This is a genomic window from Nocardia sp. 149-1B, assembly GCF_057747975.1.
In genome coordinates this window covers 1,920,499-1,937,504 of the sequence record NZ_CM173233.1, presented here as the reverse complement: position 1 = coordinate 1,937,504, position 17,006 = coordinate 1,920,499, and the positions used below count along the sequence as shown (strand labels likewise).

Genomic DNA, 17,006 nt, shown 5'->3' with positions numbered 1-17,006 from the left:
CCACGCGCGCCCGGACCGAACGTTCAGGTCAGCTCGGGGAGCTCCTGGGCGTCGCCGAGCAGCACCCGGAACGGGTCGCCGCGATCGGCGATCCGGTCGAGCACGGTGCGGATGGTCCACCGGTCCGGCCGCAGGTCCGGGTCGTCCAGCTCCTCCCAGTCGATCGGCACGGAGACCGGGGCGCCGGGTGCCGGCCGCGGCGAGTACGGCGCCACGAGCGTCTTGTTGATGGCGTTCTGCGTGTAGTCGAGCCGGGCCAGGCCCTGGCGCGCCCTGACCTCCCACTTCCAGCTGACCAGCTCGGGCACGACCTTGCCGACGGTCCGCGACAGCGTCTCGACCCAGGCCCGGGTGTCGTCGAACGTGTAGCCCCCGACCACCGGCACCCAGATCTGGATGCCGCGCCGCCCGGTGACCTTGGGTCGCGCGGTCACCCCGACGTGCTCGAGCGCCGTGCGGTGGAGCCGGGCGAGCACCAGCAGCTCATCCCAGCTGGTCCGCTCGCCCGGGTCGAGGTCGATCAGCGCGTACGTCGGCTCGTGCGGCCGCTCGGTGCGCGAGGTCCATGGGTGCCATTCCAGCGCCCCGAAGTTCGCCGCCCACACGAGGGAGGCCGGCACGTCGGGGACGACGTACGCCGTCGTCTCTCCATCATCGGCATCGGGGTTCTCCCAGCAGGCGAGCCACTCGGGTGCGTGCTCGGGGCGCTGCTTGTGCCAGAACCCGGGCCGGTCGGCGCCCTCGGGGTAGCGGTGCATGTTCAGTGCCCGCCCCTGGAGGTAGGGCACGGCCACCGGGGCGATGCGCGCCGTATAGGCGAGCAGCTCGCGCTTGGTCACGGGCGGCTCCCCCTCGCGCCCCGGGAAGAGCACCTTGTCGAGGTTGGTGACCTTGAGCCGGCGGCCGAAGACCTCCCACGTGCCCTGCTTGCCGAGTGACTCCAGCTCGTCGATCGCCTCGTCGGGCAGCGGCTCGGGCAGCAGCGACACGCTGGCCTCGGCGGCCGGTGCGTCCGAGCGCCACAGCCGGTCCGGATCGGACCTGACCTCGTCGTTGGTGCGGCCACTGACCACTGAGCGGGGGTGTGCCTCGGGGTCCCAGCCCTCGACCGCGTGGTCGTCGCGCTTGTGCAGGAGCATCCACTCCTCGCCCTCGCCGCGGCGCACCAGCACGAGGCGGCCCTGGAGCTTGTGGCCGTGCACCTCCGCGTGCAGCTCTCCGGCCTCGACGGCCGCCCGCGGGTCGTCGGTGTGCACAGGCTCCCACGTGCCGGTGTCCCACACGATGACGTCACCCCCGCCGTACTCCCCCGAGGGGATCACGCCCTCGAAGAGCAGGTACTCGATCGGGTGATCCTCGACGTGCACCGCCAACCGGCGCGCCGACGGGTCGAGGGTTGGCCCCTTCGGCACCGCCCAGCTCACCAGCACCCCGTCGATCTCGAACCTCAGGTCGTAGTGCAGGCGGCTGGCCCGGTGCCGCTGCACCACGAATCGTCCGGTGCCCGGGCCGGACTCGGGCGCGCCGGCCGGCTCGGGCGTGCGCGCGAAGTCGCGCTTGCGCCGATAGACGTCGAGCTTGCCGGCCACCTCTCCAGGGTGCCCCGCCCGGGGGCGCGCCATGTCCCGGAGGTTGTCAGGCGCCTCCGAGCCCGGCGTCGCGGGCCCGGATGATCGCCTCGGCGCGGTCGGTGGCGTGCAGCTTGGCGAGGATCGTGGAGACGTTGTTGCGCACGGTCTTGGGCGCGAGATAGAGCGCGCCCGCGATCTGGGCGTTGTTCTTGCCGGCCGCGACGAGGTCGAGGATCTCCAGCTCCCGCCCGGTGAGCTGGGGGAACGCCGAACGGTCGGGCGCCGACGCACCGGACAACAGGTCGGTGATCCGCAGCGCCAGCGACGCCCCGAAGACCAGGCCGCCCGCCTGCACGGTCGAGATCGCGCGGGCCACCTCGTCCTGGCTCGCGCCCTTGACGAGGTAGCCGCGGGCGCCCGCGCGCATCGCGGCCAGCACCGTGCCGTCCTCCTCCCCCATCGTGAACACCAGCACGCGCACCTCGGGCAGGGTCGCGGTGATCCGGCGGGTCGCGTCGATGCCGTTGAGCTGCGGCATCTGCAGGTCCATCACCACGACGTCCGGGACCAGCGCCGTGGCCTGGGCGACCGCCTCCAGCCCGTCGGCCGCGGTGCCCACCACCTCGACCCCCGGCTGCGTCTCGAGCAACGAGGCGAGGCCGTCGCGGAAGATCGGGTGGTCGTCGGCGATCAGCACGCGGACCGCGCCTGCGACGGGATCGGTCATCGGGTCTCCTCCAGGACGGGCACGGACATCGGCAGCCAGGCGCGCACCCGGGTGCCTCCGGCGGCAGGGCAGGCGATCTCGGTGCGGCCACCGAGCTCGGCGGCGCGCTCGCGGATGGACCGCAGGCCGACGCCGGCCACCACCTCCGGGCCGATGCCGACGCCGTCGTCCTCGACCTCGACCAGCAGCGCCTCCCCGTCGCCGGACAGCCGCACCGACGCGCGCCCGGCGCGGCCGTGGCGCGCGGTGTTGGCGAGCGCCTCGGAGGCGATGCGGTACGCCGCGACCTCCACGGCGGCCGACAGGGGCGGCACCTCGGCGGCGTCGACGGTGACGCTCAGGTCGGCCGAGCCGAGCCGCTCGGCCTGCTGGTGGAGCGCGGCGACCAGGCCCAGGTCGTCGAGCGCGGGCGGTCGCAGCCCGTGCACGAGCCGGCGTACGTCGGCGAGGGCGTCGGTGATGTCCTGACGCGACTGCGCGACCAGCCGGCGGGCGGTGTCGGGGTCGGTCTCCAGCGCGTTGCCGGCCGCGTCCAGCCGCATCGCCACGCCGCCGAGCACCGGGCCGAGCCCGTCGTGCAGGTCGCGCCTGATCCGGCGGCGGTCGTCCTCGCGCGCGATCACCAGCTGCTCGCGGGAGAGCTGGAGGTCGTCGGCGAGCCGGCTGCTGCGCACCGCCATCGCGGCCTGGCGGACCACGTCGAAGAGCAGCGCCTGGTCACGCTTGGAGAGCATCGACCGCACCCCGCGGGCGGGCAGCTCGAGCCGGCCGACCTCGTCGGCGCCGTACCGGATCGGCACCTCGCGCGTCTCGGCCGGCCGGGTCCCGTGGGTCGCCGAGACCGCGCCCCCGCCATGGCCACGGACCTCGACGCGGACGAAGCCGAGCTTGAAGGCCGAGGCGACCTCGGCGGCCAGCGCCGGCAGCTGGGTGCGGACGTCGGGGTGCTCCTCCAGCCTCGCCGCCAGCTCGGCCACCACCGCGTAGCGGTCACCCCGGCGGCCGACCAGCGCACGGCGTACGGCGGCGCCGACCCAGGACCGCAACGGACCGTAGATCGTGACCGCCACCAGCAGCACGACGAGCGTGACGTCGCGCTGGTCGAGGCGATCACCCAGGACGGCGTCGAGCGACGCCGCGAGCGCGAGGTCGAGCGCCACGACGATCCCGGCGACCGAGGCCCACACCACGGTGCCGCCCATGAGCGCGTCGACGTCGGCGATCTCGGGGTCGAGGATGCCGATCGCGATCGAGACGCCGGTGACCGCGAGCGCGACCACGAGCGCGATCGTGACGACCCAACCGTTGCGGAGCACCAGCGCGAACCCGAACACCGCCAGGCAGGTGATCGCCGCCCACAGCAGCCAGCGCAGCTGCACCCGCTCGACCCCGGTCGCCCGTCGCTGGCGGGCGAACACGACCGCGACGGCCAGCGGGAGCGAGAGGATCGTGACCACGCGGCCCGCGGTCAGCAGCGCGGAGTAGACGTCGCCGGGGATCGGCAGCTCGGGCATCCCGGTGTCCATCGGCAGCGGGTCGTCGCTCCCGATCACCGACACCGGCGCGAACAGCAGCAGCACGGGCAGCACGAACGACATCGCGATCGTGAGCACGCCGACCCGCCCCCACCGGCCGGGCACGAGACGCCCGGTCGGGTACAGGACCAGGACGGTCGGCAGGCCGACCAGGAGGAACGCACCCAGCTGCGCCACCACCCAGAGCGCCAGCCCGCTCAGGGGGAGGTACGGCGAGTGCGCCATGCCGAACGCCGTGTAGGACTCCCCCAGGCCGTCGAGCCCCCAGAGCAGACCGGTCAGCGCGATCACCCACGCGACCGGGTGCCGGGGGAACCGCCAGAGCACCGGCACTGCCGTACCGACCGCGACGGCGCCCACACTGCTCGAGAACGTGCCCCACCCCATGGTGGCGCGGGCGCGGTCGGCGGGGTCGTTGACGAGGTCGAGCCACAGGCACACGGCGACCGCCACCAGTGCCATCGCCGAGACGGCGAGGGCCGGGGCGCTGCCGGACGGGCGTACGCCGGGCGCGGGCTGGGCGGTCACGCGGCCCAGTATCGAGGCCGCGGCGTCCCTCCGTCCCGGGTTCGGCGTCCCGCCCGGACGGGACACCGCGACGGGACAGCATGCGGGACCCCGCTCCCTGCCGCCCGGGTCGCCGGCCCCCGGAGGGTTCAGGTCACCGGCGGCACCGTGCCGCCCCGAACCAGGAGAACATCGTGACCCTCGAGCAGACCCCGGCGCCCGCGCGCTCCGACCTCACCCGCCGATCCGCGAGCGCGGCGCCCTCGCCCACCCGCCCCTTCTTCGCCCGCGGCATGCTGCTCAGCGCCGGCGCGGTCGCCTGGGGCCTCGACTCGCTGGTCTTCGGGACCGACCCGTCCGGCGCGTTCGAGGAGGCCGTGTCGTCACTGACCTCCGGCACGTTCCAGCTCGGGCTGCTGGGCCTCCTCTCGGTGCTCTACGCGACGAAGGCGCTCGGCACCGGACGCGTGGCCCGCTCGGCGATCCGCGCCGAGGTCGTGGTGCTGCTGCTCGCGATCGGATCGACCATCGCCGACGGCACCGGCGTCAGCGACCTCGACAAGGCCGGCTGGATCATGCTCGACCTGTGCTGGCCGCTGTCGATGCTCGGCATGTTCCTCATCGGCATCCGGGTCGCGGTCGCCGGCCGGTGGCACGGCAAGGCGCGCGTGTGGCCGCTGGTCGCTGAGAGCTGGGGCCCGATCGTGGTCCCGACGTTCGGTCTCTTCGGCGGCACCGTCGCCGGAGTCGTCTCGTTCGTGCACCTGTGCGTCGGGTACGGCGTGCTCGGGCAGATCGTGGCCCGCAAGGAGGGCTGAGGTCCGAGGCTCAGGTCCGGGTCTGCTCCACCTCGCGCACCCGCGCGTGGCTCTGGCCGTAGGTGAAGTAGATGAGGAAGCCGAGCACCATCCAGACCAGGAACCGCAGCCAGGTCTCGATGGACAGGTTCAGCATCAGGTAGACACAGACCAGGGCCGCGAGCACCGGCACCACCGGGCTCCACGGCACCCGGAACGAGCGCTGCAGGTCGGGCCGGGTGCGCCGCAGCACCGGCACCGCGAGCGAGACGAGCGTGAACGCGGTCAGCGTGCCGATGTTCACCATCTCCTCGAGCTTGCCGATCGGGGTGAACCCGGCGATCAGCGCGACGGTTGCCGCGATGGCGATGGTGATCCGTAGCGGGGTGCCCGTGGCAGGGTGGGTGCGCGCCAGGCTGGGCGGCAGCAGCCCGTCGCGGCTCATCGCGAACACCACGCGGATCGCTCCGATCAGCAGCGTCATCACGACTGTCGTGAGGCCCGCGACCGCGCCGGCGGCGATCAGCGTCGCGAAGCCGTCACGGCCGACCGAGGTGAACGCGCTGGCGAGCGCCGCGTTGGGGTCGATCTTGTCGTAGGGCACCATGCCGGTCACCACCAGCGCGACCGCGACGTACAGCAGGGTGCAGATGGCCAGCGAGCCGAGGATGCCCCGCGGCAGGTCGCGCTGGGGGTTGCGCGCCTCCTCGGCGGTCGTGGCCACCACGTCGAAGCCGATGTAGGCGAAGAAGACGACCGACGCCGCCGAGATGATGCCGAGCACGCCGAACGTCTGCGGCTGGATGCCGAAGACCCACTGGATCAGCGGCTGCGCCAGGCCGTCGGCAGTGACGGGGTCGGCGGCCGGCGGGATGAACGGGTCGTAGTTGGCGCCGGAGACGTAGAAGAGACCCGCGACGATCACGAACAGCACGATGAAGAGCTTCACCCCGACGAGCACGAGGTTGACCCGCAGGGACTCCTTGATGCCGAGCGCGACCAGGATGCCGAGCACGACGATCAACAAGATCGCGGCCAGGTTCACGTGGCCCCAGCTGAAGTGCTCGGCGGGTCCGATCGAGGTGGGCCAGGTGATGCCGATCTCGCCGAGGAACGTGACCAGGTAGGTGCTCCACCCCTGGGCGACGACCGAGGCGCCGAGCATCAGCTCGAGCAGCAGGTCCCAGCCGATGATCCACGCCACCAGCTCACCGAGCGTCGCGTAGGAGAACGTGTACGCCGAGCCCGCGACCGGCACGGTCGAGGCGAACTCCGCGTAGCAGAGCGCGGCCAGCGCGCAGCAGACCGCGGCGATCACGAACGAGAACACCACGCCCGGACCGGCGTACTGTGCCGCCACCTTGCCGGTGAGCGTGAAGATGCCCGCGCCGATCACCACGCCGATGCCGAAGACCGTGAGGTCGAGGGCGCTGAGGTTCTTCTTGAGCTGGAAGTCCGGGTCCTCGGTGTCCTCCAGGGACTGCTCGATGGACTTCGTCCGCATCACCTTCATGGAGGCAACGTGTCCGCTGGGCGGCCGTCCGAAACCAACCGAGGTGTGGTGCCGCCCGCTGCTCGGGTGCCACAGTGACCCGTGGCCGACCTGACCATCGTGAACGCGACCCTGGTGGCCTCCCCCGGCGCCGAGGCCGTGCCTGGCGTGACGATCGCCGTCCGCGACGGCCGGATCGCCGACGAGCCCGTAGCGGGCGCGGAGGCGCTCGACGCCGGCGGCGGGGTGGTGACCGCGGGCTTCTGGAACTGCCACGTCCACCTGACCGAGCCCACCTGGAGCGGTGCCGCCGGGCGGCAGGCCGCGGCACTCCAGGACGGCCTCGACGACCTGTTCGGGGCCCGTGGCTTCACCTCGGTGGTGGATCTGGCATCGCGCTCGCGCGACACGTTGGCGCTGCGACGTCGCATCGAGGACGGGGAGCTGAGGGGTCCGCGGATCCGGACCGCGACGGAGGCGATCCGGCCGTTCCGCGGGATCCCGTTCTACGTCAGGGACGAGATGCCGTGGTACCTGCGCTGGGCGGTGCCGGCGCCCGCCACGGTCCACGGCGGCCGCCGGGTCGCCCGACGCCAGCTCGCCAAGGGCGCCGAGGTCGTCAAGCTCTTCACCGGCTCGTACGTCGAGCCGAGCCGGGTCAAGCCGATGCGCCCGGCGATCGCGCGGGCGGCGGTGGCGGCCGCGCACGCCGAGGGGGTGTTGGTCTTTGCGCACACCTCCGACCGGACCGGCCTCGAGGTCGCGCTCGAGGCGGGCGTCGACGTGGTCGCGCACGTGCCCGACACGACCGAGGGCACGCACGACCTGCTCCGGTCGGCCGCGGCCGCGGGCACCTGGCTGGTGCCGACCCTGGACATGTTCGCGCAGACGGTGACCCGCGACCCGGCGTACCTCGACCCGATCGACGAGGCGTTGCGGGTCTTCGTCGGGGCCGGCGGTCGCCTGCTGTTCGGCACCGACGTCGGCTACCTCCCCGACCACGACACCCGCGGCGAGCTGGCGGCGCTGGCCCGCTGCGGTATGGGCCGCGAGGACGTGCTGCGGATGCTCACCACTGCTCCGGCGGAGGCGTTCGGCACCGGCAGCGGGACGGTGGCGCCGGGCGAGCCGGCCGACCTCGTGGTGCTCGATCGCCTCGAGGAGGTCGTCGACCTCGCGCGGGTCCGGATGACCGTGCGGGCCGGACGGGTCACCTGGCGTCAGCCGGCGTCGGCGCCGTAGAGCGCGAGGATCAGGTGCTCCGCGTGGTGGGCCAGGGCGCGGGTGGTCGTGCCGAGGCGGTCGCGCAGGACCGTGTCGGGGTCGGCGCCGGGCTCGGCCATCGCGTCGAGCAGGTCCCAGGGGGCCTGCGCGCCGTACGCGTCGACGAGGTACTCCACCGCCCACCAGGCCAGGCCGTAGTGCGCGTCGGAGTCGTCGTCGTTGAAGGTCGCGTCGTCGGGGAGGTCGTCGACCCCGGCCTCGGCGGCGGCGATCGCGGCCTCCGGGATCCGGCGATCCTCGGGGGCGAGCGGCCGCACCGAGACGTACTCCGCGAGACCTTCGGAGAGCCACACCGGCGCGTTGTCGTCGTGGGTCCCGACCGCGACGTGGGTGAGCTCGTGGCGCACCAGCCGGTCCCGCTCGCGGCCGGGTTCGGCCAGCATCCGCGGGTTCAGCACGAAGCGGGTCCCCTTCCCTGCCGGGAACGCGACCGCGTCGAGGTCGCCGGGGTCGTCCCCGGGCACGTCCTCGAGGCCGTCGAGGAACGTCGGGTCGGACAGCGCGTAGACCACCACCGTGCGTGACCAGTCGTAGGGCACCGCCGCCGACACCGAGGCGATGCCGTCCTCGACCGAGGAGATCAGGTCGGGTGCCTGCTCGACGCTGGCGGCGTCGAAGACGCCCAGCACGCCGGCTCCTTCTCGCACGTCGACGGGCCCGTCGTCCCAGGGCTGCGGGTCGGCCTCCTCCACGCCGGTCACGACGAACCTGTCGGGGTGCCGGTGCGCCGGCGCGAAGCGGTAGCGGGCCTGGCTGGTCACCGGCGCGGGGTCGAACCCGTCGAGCTGGAGCGACTCGGTCACGGTCGCCCGGTAGGCATCCCCCTCGCGCACCAGGCTGCCGGGGTCGACCCGGTAGGACAGGCTCGCCACCGGGAGCTGGGTGAGGTTGCCGAACCACGTCTCCTCCCGGGCCCGGAACACCCGGCCGCCGCCGACGAGCCGGCCGAACGCATCGGGGTCGGCACGGCGTACGGCGCGGGCGCGGGCGTGGAGCGCCCGGTCGAGGGCGTGCACCACGTCGCGGGGTGCCGCGGACGCCGGCGGTGTGGGCGGATCGTCGGAGCCTGAGCAACCCGACAGCGCCGCCGCGGCCAGGAGGGTGGCCAGCGCGGCGGCGAGGAAGCGGCTAGGTCGTCTGCTCGACATCGAGAGGAGAACGACCCTCGGACAGCGAGGTGATGTCCTCCACGATGCCGAGCGCCAGCGCCTGCGGGGTCAGGCCGATCCGCTCGAGGATCGCGGCGCGCTTCGCGTGCCCGAGGAACTGCTGCGGGATGCCGTGCAGGCGGAACGGCGTGTGCACGCCCGCGGCGTTCATCGTCTGCAGCAGCACGGCACCGCAACCGCCGGTCTCACCGTTGTCCTCGATGCTGACGACCAGCCGGTGCTCCCGCGCGAGCTCGATGATCGCCGGGTCGACCGGCTTGACCCAGCGCGGGTCGACCACGGTGACGCCGATGCCCTGGGCGACCAGCCGGTCGGCGACCTCGACCGCTGTCGTGGCCATCGCTCCGACGGCCACGACGAGCACGTCCTTGGTGCCCTTGCGGACCAGTACGTCGGCGCCGCCGACGCGGCCGACCGCCTCGATGTCCGCGGGCGGCGGGCCCTTGGGGAATCGCACCACGGTCGGGGCGTCGTCGACGTCGACCGCCTCGTTGAGCAGCTCGGTGAGCCTGGAGGCATCGCGCGGAGCGGCCAGGCGCAGGCCCGGCACGACCTGCAGGATCGACATGTCCCACATGCCGTTGTGGCTCGCGCCGTCGTCACCGGTGACCCCGGAGCGGTCGAGCACGAACGTCACGCCGCACTTGTGCAGTGCCACGTCCATCAGCACCTGGTCGAAGGCCCGGTTGAGGAAGGTGCCGTAGAGCGCGACCACCGGGTGCATGCCGCCCATCGCCAGGCCCGCCGCGGAGGTCGCGGCGTGCTGCTCGGCGATCCCGACGTCGAAGGTGCGCTCGGGGAAGCGGGTCTGGAAGGTGTCGAGCCCGACCGGGTGCATCATCGCCGCGGTCATCCCGACCACGTCGGGCCGACGCTCGCCGATCTCGACGATCGCGTCGGAGAAGTGGTCGGTCCAGATGCGGCCCTTGGGCTTCTCGGCACCGGTCTGCACGTCGAACGGCCCGGGCGCGTGGAACTGGTCGGCCTCGTGGCGCTCGGCGGGGTCGTAGCCGTAGCCCTTGCGGGTGATCGCGTGCACGATCACCGGCCCGTTGAACTTCTTGGCCTGCGTCAGCACCTGCTCCATCGCGGCCCGGTCGTGGCCGTCGACGGGACCGACGTACTTGAGCCCGAGGTCCTCGAACAGGCCCTGCGGGGCGAGGGCGTCCTTGAGACCCTTCTTCATGGCGTGCAGCGCGTCGTACGCCGCCGGGCCGACGCCCGGGACGGCGTTGAGCCGGCGCTTGACCATGTCGAGCACGTTCTCGTAGCGCGGGTTGGTGCGCAGCGAGGTGAGGGCGGTCGCCAGGCCGCCGATCGTCGGCGTGTAGGAGCGGCCGTTGTCGTTGACCACCATGACCAGGCGGCTCTTCTTCGCGATCGCGATGTTGTTGAGCGCCTCCCAGGCCATGCCCCCGGTGAGCGCCCCGTCACCGATGACCGCGACGACGTGCCGGTCCTCGCCGCGGATCGTGTAGGCCTTCGCGAGGCCGTCGGCATAGCTGAGCGCCGTCGACGCGTGGGAGTTCTCGACGATGTCGTGATCGGACTCGGCCTGGCTCGGGTAGCCGCTCACGCCGCCCTCGCGGCGCAGGGTCCCGAAGTTCGCGGCCCGCCCGGTCACCAGCTTGTGCACGTACGCCTGGTGGCCGGTGTCGAACACGATCCGGTCGCGCGGCGAGTCGAAGACCCGATGGATCGCGAGCGTCAGCTCGACCACGCCGAGGTTGGGTCCGAGGTGCCCCGTGTTGGTCGCCACCGTGCGGATCAGGAGGTCGCGGATCTCGCTCGCGAGCTGCTCCATCTCGGCGTCGCTGAGGTCACGCAGGTCACGTGGGGACGCGATCGAGTCGAGTAGGCCCATAGCGCTCGAGTCTACGTGTCTAGAGCTCGACGACCGCGATCGCGGGCTCGTGCAGGCTGCCGAGCCAGAGCCGTCCGTCATGCTCTCGCACCCCGGTGACCATGTGGTACGCCGTACCGGGCAGGTCGATGTCGTGGACACGGCGGCCGGCGTCGTCGAAGGCGAGGGCGCGGACCGTGCGCTTGGGCTTGGGCTGCAGCCGCTCGGGCACCTTCGTGACGGCCCGGCGCAGCGGCATCGGGGCGCGCTGGAGCCGCTCGACGACCGGGTCGGTCGGGCTGGCGATCGACACCCAGATCAGGCCGTCGCTCCCTCGAGCGATGTTGTCGGGGTAGCCCGGCAGGTCGTGGGCGAGGTGGTCGCGGGTGCCGGCGCGCTCGCCGGTCAGCCACCAGCGCACCACGGTCCGGGCGCCGGTCTCCGCGACAGCGACGTACGACTCGTCCGCGGCCAGCGCGACCCCGTTGGCGAACGCGAGACCGTCGATCACCACCTCGACGGTGCCGTCGGCGCCGAGCCGGGCCAGCCTGCCGGTGCGGGTGTCCTGGACGAAGTCGTCCTTCCACTGGTCGATCCCGTAGTGGCGCGAGGAGTCGGTGAACCACACCGTGCCGTCGGAGGCGACGGCCGCGTTGTTGCAGAACACCATCGGGCTGCCGTCGAGCCGGTCGGTCACGGTCTCCACTCCCCCGTGTCGCGTGTCCACGCGCAGCACCCCGCGTCGGGCGTCGCACACCAACAACCTGCCGTCGCCGTCGAGCTCGATGCCCAGCGGCCGGCCGCCGGTATGGGCGACCCGATCGATCCGCCGGCCGTCGTGGGAGACCCGGAAGATGCTGCCGTCCTCGGTGCCGGTGAACACGGCGCCCTCGTCCGGTCCCGGTCCGGCCACGACGACGTCCTCGGCTCCGGCGGCGGGCACAGGGATCACGGTGAGGTCCATGGGAGACATCAGAGCAGCGAGCGCGCCGCCAGCACCAGGTCTTGATAGGTGCCGGACGCCAAGAACTCGGGGACTATCCGGCTCGCGGCCGTGCCCAGCGCGAGCCCGCCGGCCTCTGCAGGGTCGACGAACACCATCTGCCGGCCCTCCCCCACGACGATGTCCGCATCGGTCAGCGTGGTCGCGCCCACCCAGACCTGCACCTGGTCGAGGGTTCCGTACGCCTCGTGGAACACCTCGGCGTCCCGCCAGAGGCTGAGCTCGCCGGACTGCAGACGAATGCCGGTCTCCTCGGCGAGCTCGCGGTAAGCCGCCGGCTCGAAGTCCTCGCCGTCCTCGACGTGACCACCGACCAGACCCCACTTGTCCGGGTCGATCACCGGGTGCTCGTCACGCTCCTGCAGCAACAGCCTCCCCTCCCGGTCCACGAGCAGGACGCTCGCGAACCGGTGCATGACTGCCACGCTACCCACCTCGCAGGGCACGGTGGTTGAGGTGCGAGGGCCGCTAGGCCGGCGGAGTCACGGTGGTTGAGGTGCGAGGGCCGCTAGGCCCGCGGAGTCACGGTGGTTGAGGTGCGAGGGCCGCTAGGCCCGCGGAGTCACGGTGGTTGAGGTGTGAGGGCCGCTAGGCCCGCGGAGTCACGGTGGTTGAGGTGCGAGGGCCGCTAGGCCCGAGCCTCGAAACCACCACCGCGTCAGCAGGGCGCCTGACCACGGTGGTTGAGGTGCGAGGGCCGCTAGGCCCGAGCCTCGAAACCACCGCAGCGTCGGCAGGGCGCCGGATGCACGTCAGCCTGCGGGTGCGCCCGGGTCGTCGTTGCTGAAAGGCGAGGGACGTGGTCACCGTCCGCTGTGGTCACCCGAGGGTGGTCACCGCGGTCTCTCGGCACCAGGTCCGTGGTGGGTTGCTGTGCTGTGGTCGTCGTTGCAGACCCGGGATTCCTCCTGCCGACCCTGACCCCGACGGGTGCTCGCAGATTTTACCTTCGGATTTGCCAGAACCCTGTGGATACCCGGGTTCTGGGCCCTCGACTGTCGGTGGGGTCTGCTGGGATAGGTCCATGGCAGCCACCCCGATCGAGACCACCGGACCGGACACCCCGGCCCGGGTCCTGGCTGCCCTCGAGACCAACCACGCAGAGCTGACCGACCGGGAAGTCCGCCAGTTCGAGATGGCCGTCGACTGGGCTACCGCAAACCCCGCCGACGCCCTGGACGATGCCGCGACCGTGGAGGGCACGCAGGGTGAGCTCGCGATCGCCGGTCCCGGTGCTCCGCTGGTCGCGGAGTTCTGTGTCGCGGACTTCGCCCTCGCCCTCGGCATGACCACTGATGCGGGCCGCTCGTACCTGGGCGATGCGGTGGAGGTCCGCCACCGGCTCCCGCGTCTCTGGGGGCGCGTCATGGCCGGGCAGGTGCCGGTGTGGCGGGCCCGGCGGATCGCCACCAGCACGATGTCCCTCCCGCCCGAGGCGGCCGACCACGTCGACACGCACCTCGCCCCGCTCGCGCACCGGCTCACCTGGGCCCAGCTCGACCGGACCGTGGAAGCCGCGCGGGGGTTGTTCGACCCGATCGAGGCCGAGCACCAACGCCTCCTGGCCGCGGAGGGCCGGTTCTTCGACATCGACACCCACCACGCCACCCTGGAGGGCACCGCCACGATCCGCGGTGAGCTCGACCTCGCCGACGCCCTCGACCTCGACCACGCCCTGGCCACGGGTGCGCAGCAGCTCGCCGACCTCGGCTGCACCGAGTCCCTGAACGTGCGCCGCGCCCTGGCCGCCGGAGCGCTGGCCCGCGGCGACCTCATGCTCGCACCCGACACCACGGCCGTGAGCGTCCAGCCGGCCAGGAAGCAGCGGGAGCTGGTCGTCTACGTGCACCTCTCAGAGTCCGCGCTCGCCGGGGTGGAGAACACCCGCACCCACGTGGTGGTCTCACAGGTCGAGGGCTGGTGCGCCACCGCCAGCGGACCCGTCACCATCCGACCGGTCCTCGACCTCAACGAGCACATCGAGGTCCCCGGCTACACGCCCTCGAAGACCCTGCGCGAGCAGATCATCGCCACCTACCCGACGTGTTTGTTCCCTGGCTGCAGCCGCCCCTCCCGTGGCTGCGACCTCGACCACGTCATCGCCTACGCCGAGGGCGGGCCGACGTGCTCGTGCAACCTGGTGCCCGAGTGCCGGTTCCACCACCGCTTGAAGACCCACGGCGGCTGGACCCTCCACAGGGTCGGCCACCGGCTGCTGGTGTGGACCAGCCCCCACGGCCGGACCTACACCCGACATACCTGACCCACCCGACCCCGCCGGCCACGGCCCGCGGGGCCACTCCCATGCCCCCGCCCCGCCGGCGTGGTTTCGAGGCTCGTCGCTAGCGCTCCTCACACCTCAACCACCGTGTTCCGGCCCGACGGGGGGTGGTTTCGAGGCTCGTCGCTAACGCTCCTCACACCTCAACCACCGAGTCCCGGCACCGCGACGGCGGTTGAGGTGCGAGCGAAGTGAACCGCCCCGGGATGTCCGGAGACTTCATTAGTTGGAAGAGGATGAAGTCATGGCACGTCCCAGCAAGTACCCCCGGGAGCTGCGTGAGCGCGCGGTGCGGGCGGTGGCCGAGTCGGTGGCGCAGGGTGAGTACCCCACTGAGTTCCAGGCGATCCGTGCGATCGCTGGTCAGCTCGGGCTTGGTTCGGCCGAGACGCTGCGCAAGTGGGTGCGTCAGGCCGAGGTCGACGGGGGCACTCGTCCGGGCAAGACGACCGAGGAGGTCGTTGAGATCCGGGAGCTGAAGAAGAAGGTCGCTGAGCTCGAGCGGGCGAACCAGATCTTGAAGTCGGCCTCGGCTTTCTTCGCGGCGGAGCTCGACCGCCAACCCCGGTTCTGATCGAGTTCATCGACCAGCATCGTGACCTGTACGGAGTCGAGCCGATCTGCCGGGTGCTCACCGAGCACGGCGCCAAGATCGCTCCGTCGACCTACTACGAGGCCCGCACCAGGGCGCCCTCGAAGCGCGCCCTGCGTGACGCCGAGATCGTCGCGTTGATCCGGGTCGCGCGTGAGCACCGGTTCCGTGCCAGGTTCGGTGCCCGCAAGATGTGGCTGCACTTGCGTGCACAAGGCCACGACGTGGCCCGGTGCACCGTGGAACGGCTGATGGCCGCCCAGGGCTGGACGGGCGCGTTGCGGGGCAAACAGGTCCGCACCACGATCCCCGCCCCGGCCGACCCGCGCCCGGCCGATCTGGTCGACCGGGACTTCACCGCACCGGCCCCGAACCGGCTCTGGGTCGCGGACTTCACCTACGTCGCGACCTGGTCCGGCACCGTCTACGTGGCCTTCGTCTTCGACGTCTTCTCACGCCGGATCGTGGGCTGGCGGGCAGCCACACGGATGACCACCCATCTGGTCCTCGACTGCCTCGAGCACGCCCTGTGGACCCGCGACCGTGACGGTGTCGGCGACCTGACCGGGCTGGTGCACCACACCGACGCCGGCAGCCAGTACACCTCGTTCGCGTTCACCAATCGCCTCATCGAGGCCGGCGTGGATGCCTCAGTGGGTTCGGTGGGTGACGCCTACGACAACGCCCTGGCCGAGTCGCAGATCGGGATCTACAAGACCGAGCTCATCCGCCCCGAAGGCCCCTGGAGCGACGTCGAGGAGGTCGAGCTCGCCACCTTGACGTGGGTCACCTGGTTCAACACCGAGCGCACCCACGAATCCATCGACGACCTGACACCCATCCAGGCCGAGGAAGTTCACTACGCTGCACGAAACCGTCTCCTCCCGACCGGGTAGAGACACCACACGAAGTATCCGGAAACCCCGGGGCGGTTCAAAGCGAGCCTCGAAACCCCGTCACCCAACCGGACACCCCCCACACGGTGGAATCGGCAGGAGGAATCCCGGGTCTGCAACGACGACCACAGCACGTCGACCACAGACGACCTCGTGCCCAGCGCGGACGCCGACCACCCTCGGGTGACCACAGCGAACGGCGACCACGCTCCCTCGTTCTTCAACAACGACGACCCAAGCCGGCCCGCAGGCCGAACGTCGTCGGCCGCGAGGCATGAGCTCGGCAGAGACGGTGGCAGGCTGAGGCCATGGTGCGCATGGTCCGTCTCGCGGCGGCTGCTCTCGGTCTCGTCCTGCTGGTGCCGGTCTCGGCGGAGGCGGCACCGCCCGACGGGCTGGAGGTGACCGGGTGGATCCTGCAGAGCAGTCCCGACCGGTTGGTGGCGCGCAATGCCGGCGGACTGACCACGCTGAGCGTCGCCGGGGTGTCGATCCACGCCGACGGCGCGGGGGTCGCGGCGCCCACCGACGACGCCCGGCGGTTGCTGCGGGCGGCGCACGCGCACGGACTGGCCGGTGAGCTGCTGCTGAGCAACTACAGCAACCGGCTCGAGACGTTCGACCGCGCGGCGCTGCACCGACTGCTGGCCGACCCCGACCACATCGAGGCGGTCGCGCGCCGGATCGCGGCGTACGTCGTCGACCAGGGCTGGGACTCCGTGAACGTCGACCTCGAGGGTGTGCGCGCCGCCGACGGTGACGGGTTGGTGAGCCTGGTGCGGGAGCTCCAGGCGCGGATGCCCGAGGAACGGACGGTGTCGATCGACATCAGCGCGGCCACGTCGGTGCGGGCCTACCGCTCGCGCGGCTATCGCCTGGCCGGCCTGGCGGACACCGCCGACGTCATCGCGGTGATGACCTACGACATGCACGGCCCCTGGTCGGGCCCGGGGCCCATCGGCCCGCTGACGTGGCAGCGTGACGCGCTGGACGCGCTGCTGTCGGTCGTGCCCGCCGACCAGGTGCTGTTGGGCGTCTCGGGCTACGGCTACAGCTGGCCGACCGAGGGCACCGGCCGCAGCCTCACGCTGCGGATGGCCCGCGGCATGGTCCACCGCGACGGCGCGACAGCGCACTGGCGACCCCGCCTCGGCGAGTGGACCGCCCGGCTCTCCAACGGCACCGTGCTGTGGTGGTCCGACGGCCGGTCGTACGACCGTCGGGTCGCGCTCGCCCGCGAGTACGGCGTGCGCGGCCTCGCGCTCTGGCGGATCGGATCGGCGGACACCCTGGGCTGAGCGGCCCTATC

The 17,006-nt window shown here is 72.2% G+C and carries 13 protein-coding genes and 1 other annotated feature; of the genes, 5 read left to right on the top strand and 8 right to left on the bottom strand.

The window, feature by feature from the left end; genetic code table 11:
- Positions 1-23: 23 nt before the first annotated feature.
- The 3 genes from AC3ANS_RS09235 to AC3ANS_RS09225 are packed head-to-tail and all read right to left on the bottom strand — an operon-like array spanning position 24 to position 4,361.
- Positions 24-1,622, bottom strand: coding sequence for a DNA polymerase domain-containing protein (locus AC3ANS_RS09235; protein WP_488295864.1), 1,599 nt, complete (start codon positions 1,620-1,622; stop codon positions 24-26).
- Between the two features lie 13 nt (positions 1,623-1,635).
- Positions 1,636-2,298, bottom strand: a complete 663-nt coding sequence (locus AC3ANS_RS09230) for a response regulator transcription factor (protein WP_488295863.1) — start codon at positions 2,296-2,298, stop codon at positions 1,636-1,638.
- A complete protein-coding gene (locus tag AC3ANS_RS09225) occupies positions 2,295-4,361 on the bottom strand; it encodes a histidine kinase (protein ID WP_488295862.1) in 2,067 nt (688 codons plus the stop codon). Before AC3ANS_RS09225 ends, AC3ANS_RS09230 begins: the two co-directional genes overlap by 4 nt.
- Positions 4,362-4,534: 173 nt before the next feature.
- On the opposite strand from AC3ANS_RS09225, the gene AC3ANS_RS09220 reads away from it, so the two are divergent.
- Positions 4,535-5,158 (top strand): hypothetical protein, encoded by a 624-nt coding sequence (locus AC3ANS_RS09220; RefSeq protein WP_488295861.1) that lies wholly within the window; start codon positions 4,535-4,537, stop codon positions 5,156-5,158.
- Between the two features lie 10 nt (positions 5,159-5,168).
- Here AC3ANS_RS09220 and AC3ANS_RS09215 read toward each other — a convergent pair whose 3' ends face one another.
- The gene (locus tag AC3ANS_RS09215) at positions 5,169-6,650 is read right to left on the bottom strand and encodes an amino acid permease (protein WP_488295860.1); all 1,482 of its coding nucleotides are present in this window, start codon (positions 6,648-6,650) and stop codon (positions 5,169-5,171) included.
- Between the two features lie 81 nt (positions 6,651-6,731).
- Between AC3ANS_RS09215 and AC3ANS_RS09210 the strand changes: the two genes are divergently transcribed.
- Positions 6,732-7,871: an amidohydrolase family protein gene (locus AC3ANS_RS09210; protein ID WP_488295859.1), complete on the top strand. Its 1,140-nt coding sequence runs from the start codon at positions 6,732-6,734 to the stop codon at positions 7,869-7,871.
- Here AC3ANS_RS09210 and AC3ANS_RS09205 read toward each other — a convergent pair.
- Genes AC3ANS_RS09205 through AC3ANS_RS09190 form a run of 4 tightly spaced genes read right to left on the bottom strand, consistent with a single transcriptional unit; the run spans position 7,850 to position 12,344 of the window.
- Positions 7,850-9,061 carry a hypothetical protein gene (locus tag AC3ANS_RS09205; protein ID WP_488295858.1) on the bottom strand — a complete coding sequence of 404 codons (1,212 nt, stop codon included), beginning with the start codon at positions 9,059-9,061 and terminating at the stop codon, positions 7,850-7,852. The genes AC3ANS_RS09210 and AC3ANS_RS09205 overlap by 22 nt on opposite strands.
- Positions 9,042-10,946, bottom strand: coding sequence for a 1-deoxy-D-xylulose-5-phosphate synthase (dxs, locus tag AC3ANS_RS09200; protein ID WP_488295857.1), 1,905 nt, complete (start codon positions 10,944-10,946; stop codon positions 9,042-9,044). The genes AC3ANS_RS09205 and dxs overlap by 20 nt, the downstream gene beginning before the upstream one ends.
- A gap of 19 nt (positions 10,947-10,965) precedes the next feature.
- Positions 10,966-11,889: an SMP-30/gluconolactonase/LRE family protein gene (locus AC3ANS_RS09195; RefSeq protein ID WP_488295856.1), complete on the bottom strand. Its 924-nt coding sequence runs from the start codon at positions 11,887-11,889 to the stop codon at positions 10,966-10,968.
- A gap of 8 nt (positions 11,890-11,897) precedes the next feature.
- The gene (locus AC3ANS_RS09190; protein ID WP_488296462.1) at positions 11,898-12,344 is read right to left on the bottom strand and encodes an NUDIX domain-containing protein; all 447 of its coding nucleotides are present in this window, start codon (positions 12,342-12,344) and stop codon (positions 11,898-11,900) included.
- Positions 12,345-12,952: 608 nt separating this feature from the next.
- On the opposite strand from AC3ANS_RS09190, the gene AC3ANS_RS09185 reads away from it, so the two are divergent.
- From AC3ANS_RS09185 to AC3ANS_RS09175, 3 genes are all read left to right on the top strand, one after another.
- Positions 12,953-14,191 carry an HNH endonuclease signature motif containing protein gene (locus AC3ANS_RS09185; protein WP_488295855.1) on the top strand — a complete coding sequence of 413 codons (1,239 nt, stop codon included), beginning with the start codon at positions 12,953-12,955 and terminating at the stop codon, positions 14,189-14,191.
- A 262-nt stretch (positions 14,192-14,453) separates the two neighbouring features.
- Positions 14,454-15,697 (top strand): IS3 family transposase gene (locus AC3ANS_RS09180; RefSeq protein WP_488295854.1). Its coding sequence is split into 2 segments (ribosomal slippage): positions 14,454-14,742 and positions 14,742-15,697, totalling 1,245 coding nucleotides; the frame shifts between segments, so codons are not numbered across the junction.
- Positions 14,741-14,869 (top strand) — a sequence feature (AL1L pseudoknot). It overlaps the preceding gene by 129 nt.
- Positions 15,698-16,005: 308 nt before the next feature.
- Positions 16,006-16,995, top strand: coding sequence for a glycosyl hydrolase family 18 protein (locus AC3ANS_RS09175; protein WP_488295853.1), 990 nt, complete (start codon positions 16,006-16,008; stop codon positions 16,993-16,995).
- The last annotated feature ends 11 nt before the right edge of the window (positions 16,996-17,006 follow it).